Below are 2,951 nucleotides of genomic sequence, written 5' to 3' on the forward strand. Positions count from 1 at the left end.
AAGACTGCCGACGGCAGCGCCAGCGAGGTGTTGGAGGTGAATGTCTTCGATGGCATCATCTTGCCACGCGCGACGCCTGCCTGATCGGGCGTGATGCACTCGATGTCCTCGATGCCGCGCCATTCCAGCCAGGCGCTGACTTCCTTCCAGTTCTTGACGCCTCGTTGGTTTTTCACGAAGGCAGGCGTGCGGGCGCGTCCTCCGCGGCTCGACGGACGGACTTCCTTTTTTGCAGGCGGCATCATTCACCAGATTGGGTTGCGGATTGTGGAGTATAGCCGTGCCCTCCTATGGAAGGGAAGGGGAGCCGCGTCGGGCATTGCCCGGTGCGGTTGAAAATCACGCCAATCGGCTTAGTTTCGGCCGTCCCAATTCCAATCGAGGCGTTCAATGCGGCGCAATGACAAACTGACGACGATCGGCTTCGACGCCGACGACACGTTGTGGCAGAACGAGCAGTTCTTCCGGCTGACGGAAAAGCGCTTTGCCGCCATGCTCGTCGACCATGGCGAAGCGGAGCACATCTCGGCACGATTGCTGGAGGCCGAAAGGCGCAACCTCGCTGTCTATGGCTTCGGCATCAAGGGATTTACCCTGTCGATGATCGAGACGGCGATCGAGGTCACGCAAGGCCGCGTGCCGGGCTCGGTCATAGCGGAGATTCTCGATGCCGGCCGCGAGATGCTGAGCCATCCGATCGAGGCCTTGCCGCACGCCCGCGAGACGGTCGAAAAGCTTGCCGGCGCATTCCGCCTCGTGCTGATCACCAAGGGCGACCTCTTCGACCAGGAGCGCAAGCTGGCTGGCTCAGGCCTTGGCGATCTGTTCGACGCGGTCGAGATCGTCAGCGACAAGAATGCTGCCACCTATAGCAGGCTCTTCAACCGCCACGGCGATGGTCCGGCGAAAAGCATGATGGTCGGCAACTCGCTGAAGTCGGATGTGGTGCCGGCCATCGAGGCCGGCGGCTGGGGTGTTCATGTGCCGCATGAACTGACCTGGGTGCTGGAGCATGTCGAAGCGCCGGTAACCGAATCGAGGTTCCGCCAGATATCCGATCTCGGACAACTGCCCGGACTGATCGAAAGCATCATCGATCCCTGATCGCCGGGCGATCCGTGGTCGCCCGGCCTTACCTGGTTTCGATTCCGGACGGAAAAACCGCTATACACTTTCCCGCAATTGCCTCAGCGGCCGATCAGGCGATCGATCACCGGTTGCAACCGTTCGGGCGTGATCGGCTTGGCGATCACCACGTCGATGACACCAGACAGGCCCAGGCTTTCCGTGGTGCCATTCTTGGTTGACAGCAGGATTACCGGTGGCAGCGATTTGCCCGAGGCGCGGCGCAACGCGTCGATGCTGGACATCAGATTGTCGCAGTCCTTGTTGTCGGCGCCGCCGTCAAGGACAACCGCGCCGGGAATGAGCGACCGCAAGATCCTTGCCGCCGTGTCGGGAGATTCCGAAATCGGCTTGAGCCCGGATCGCTCGACGATCTTTGAAATCACCACGCGATTGATTGGCGACCTGCCGACGACAAGCACCTGCGACGGATCACGGATCGCCTCGGTGGTTGAGCCGCGGGTCACCAGATTCGGATGTCTTGGAGTCTCGCCTTCGCGATTCACCGGGCACACAAGTCAGCCAAGAAGCTCGCCCCTATTTCAATGCAGAGTTGAATCCGGAGCGCAATTGGCGTGAGATCGCAGCCTATGTCAAGTTGAAATAAAAGTGCCCGAAATCATCGCCGGGACAGTGAATTTCAAGCAACGCTACTGTACTCGACTGTCCACACGTGCATTTCATAAAAAGAAAATTCACCTGCGCAGGGGCTGCGCAGGTGAAGGGTCGGTTGCATGAATTTCAGTCAGCCGTGGCTCTGCTGCGTGACGATCACCGGGATCAGCAGATCGCCCCAGTTGCCGTCGCCGCCGTGATGTCGTGCCGAGCGCACGAGTTCCACCGAGACGCCCGCCTCGACCGCCTTCATAACCGACTGGTTGAGGCGGTGCAGGTCGTTGGCCAGCATGCGGATCGTCGCCTGCTGGTCGACGCTCATCGTTGTCGACTGTTCCTCGGCGCGTTCCTTGACGCGGCTTATCGATGCCATTGGTTTTCTCCTTGTGTCCCAAGCCCTGTCGGGCGTTTCCTCTGAGTTTTTCTGTTCGCTATTCGGCGGCCGGTTTGAACTGCGCGTGCTCCGTCGATTCATGCATGGCGGTGGTCGACGACTGGCCGCCGGTGATCGCCATCGACACGGCGTCGAAATAGCCGGTGCCGACCTCGCGCTGATGCTTGGTCGCGGTGTAGCCATCGGCCTCGGCCGCGAACTCCGCTTCCTGCAACTCGGAATAGGCCGCCATCTGCCGCGCCTTGTAGCCGCGCGCCAGTTCGAACATGCCGTAGTTGAGCTGGTGGAAGCCGGCGAGCGTGATGAACTGGAACTTGTAGCCCATGGCGCCGAGCTCCTTCTGGAACTTGGCAATCGTCGCGTCGTCGAGGTTCTTCTTCCAGTTGAACGACGGCGAGCAATTGTAGGCGAGCAGCTTGTCGGGATGGTGCTTGCGCACGCCCTCGGCGAATTTCCTGGCCTGCGCCAGGTCGGGTTTCGAGGTCTCGCACCAGATCAGATCCGCGTACGGCGCATAGGCGATGGCGCGGGCAATGCAGGGCTCGATGCCGTTCCTGACATGATAGAAACCCTCAACCGTGCGCCCGGCGTCGTGGTCGACGAAAGGCTGGTCGCGCTCGTCGATGTCGGAGGTGAGCAGCTTGGCGGCTTCCGCATCGGTGCGCGCGACGACCAGGGTCGGCGTGCCCATCACGTCCGCCGCCAGGCGCGCGGCGTTGAGGTTGCGGATGTGCGCCGCAGTCGGGATCAGCACCTTGCCGCCGAGATGGCCGCATTTCTTTTCCGACGCCAACTGGTCCTCATAGTGGACGCCGGC

3 protein-coding genes and 2 pseudogenes are annotated in these 2,951 nt (G+C 61.3%); 1 reads left to right on the forward strand and 4 read right to left on the reverse strand.

The genetic code is table 11. From position 1 onward, the window contains the following. Positions 1 to 245 (reverse strand): annotated as a pseudogene (locus tag EN884_RS31285) (glutamine synthetase); the annotation flags it as partial. Positions 246 to 390: 145 nt separating this feature from the next. On the opposite strand from EN884_RS31285, the gene EN884_RS31290 reads away from it, so the two are divergent. After that, positions 391 to 1,104, forward strand: a complete 714-nt coding sequence (locus EN884_RS31290; protein WP_063170071.1) for an HAD family hydrolase — start codon at positions 391 to 393, stop codon at positions 1,102 to 1,104. Positions 1,105 to 1,187: 83 nt separating this feature from the next. Here EN884_RS31290 and EN884_RS31295 read toward each other — a convergent pair whose 3' ends face one another. The 3 genes and pseudogenes from EN884_RS31295 to EN884_RS31305 all read right to left on the reverse strand — a co-directional run. After that, on the reverse strand, positions 1,188 to 1,592 hold the full coding sequence (locus EN884_RS31295; RefSeq protein ID WP_224621462.1) for a response regulator: 405 nt from the start codon (positions 1,590 to 1,592) through the stop codon (positions 1,188 to 1,190). A 278-nt stretch (positions 1,593 to 1,870) separates the two neighbouring features. Beyond that, positions 1,871 to 2,113 carry a hypothetical protein gene (locus EN884_RS31300; RefSeq protein ID WP_006202762.1) on the reverse strand — a complete coding sequence of 81 codons (243 nt, stop codon included), beginning with the start codon at positions 2,111 to 2,113 and terminating at the stop codon, positions 1,871 to 1,873. Positions 2,114 to 2,171: 58 nt separating this feature from the next. After that, positions 2,172 to 2,951: pseudogene (locus EN884_RS31305) on the reverse strand (isocitrate lyase); the annotation flags it as partial.

Origin of the sequence: Mesorhizobium sp. M7A.F.Ca.AU.001.01.1.1, from assembly GCF_004022735.1 — a bacterium.
Classification (GTDB): Bacteria; Pseudomonadota; Alphaproteobacteria; order Rhizobiales; family Rhizobiaceae; genus Mesorhizobium; species Mesorhizobium ciceri.